This is a genomic window from Saccharopolyspora oryzae, from assembly GCF_027853915.1.
Taxonomy (GTDB): Bacteria; Actinomycetota; Actinomycetes; order Mycobacteriales; family Pseudonocardiaceae; genus Saccharopolyspora; species Saccharopolyspora oryzae.
Map to the genome: position 1 here is coordinate 1 of NZ_JAQGLA010000192.1, position 1,345 is coordinate 1,345.

Sequence of the window (1,345 nt, forward strand, 5' to 3'; positions counted from 1 at the left end):
ACGGTGGCCTACCTCGGCAGCTTCACCTACCTGCAGCTGGCCATCGGCTACCTGATCGGCCGGGTCGTGGTGGCGTTCGTGCTGCTGCCGAAGTACTACGCCGGGAACTTGGTCAGCGCCTACGAGTTCCTCGGCCAGCGGTTCGGCGCCGGCCTGCAGGGCACCGCCTCGGTGACGTTCCTGATCACCCGGCTGCTGGCCGACGGGCTGCGGCTGTTCGCCACCGCGATCCCGGTCAAGGTGATGCTGGCGGCGTTCGGCGTCGACCTCGCGTACTGGCAGATCGTGCTGGTCCTGGCGGTGCTGACGGTGATCTACACCTACCTGGGCGGGATCAAGGCCGTGGTGTGGGTCGACGCGATCCAGATGTTCGTCTACGTCGGCGGCGCGGTGGCGGCCGCGGTCGTGCTGGCCGGTCAGCTGCCGTCGGACTGGTTCGCCACCGCCGTGGACGCCGGCAAGCTCCAGCTGCTGGACTTCACCTCGTCGATCATCACCGACCAGTACGCGTTCCTGACCGCGGTGCTCGGCGGTGCGGTGTTCGCGATGGCCTCGCACGGTGCCGACCAGCTCATGGTGCAGCGGCTGCTGGCCTGCCGGAACGTTCGGGACAGCCAGAAGGCGCTGATCGCCAGCGGTGTCGTGGTCGCCCTGCAGTTCGCGCTGTTCCTGCTGATCGGCACCATGCTGTGGTCGTTCTTCCGCGGCGCGACGCCGGCCTCGATGGGCATGGCCAGCAAGGACGAGCTGTTCCCGACGTTCATCGTCAACGACCTGCCGCCGGGGCTGTCCGGGCTGCTCATCGCCGGGATCCTGGCCGCCGCGATGAGCACCCTGGCCTCGTCGCTGAACTCGCTGTCCACCTCCACCGTCAGCGACCTGTACCAGCGCTTCTCCAAGCGGAAGCTGGACGACGCGGCGGTCCTGCGGATGGGCAAGATGTGGACGCTGGTGTGGGCCGTGGTGTTCGTGGTGTTCGCATCGATGTTCAGCAGCACCGACAACCCGGTGGTCGAGGTCGGGCTCAGCATCGCCAGCTACACCTACGGCGCGCTGCTCGGCGCGTTCCTGCTGGGGCTGTGGAACAAGCGGGCCCGGCAGACCGACGCGAAGATCGCGTTCTGGGCGACGATCGTGGTGGTGCTGGCCTTCGTGGTCTGGGTGCAGTTCCCGGACGGCGAAGGCGGCGAGGCGTCCCTGGCGTTCCCCTGGTACACGCCGCTGGGCGTGATCGTGACGCTGGTGGTCGGCGGCCTGCTGTCGCTGCGGCACGACCGCCCCGCCCCCGAGTCCCGGGTCGAGCGCGCCGAAGCATGAGACGAGGGGTGGCGGTTCCACTCGGAAC

At 68.7% G+C, this 1,345-nt stretch carries 1 protein-coding gene; it reads left to right on the forward strand.

The window, feature by feature from the left end; genetic code table 11:
• Positions 1 to 1,317, forward strand: a 1,317-nt coding sequence (locus OU415_RS38185) for a sodium:solute symporter (protein ID WP_270954687.1), incomplete at its 5' end; no start/stop codon positions are given.
• Positions 1,318 to 1,345: the final 28 nt, after the last annotated feature.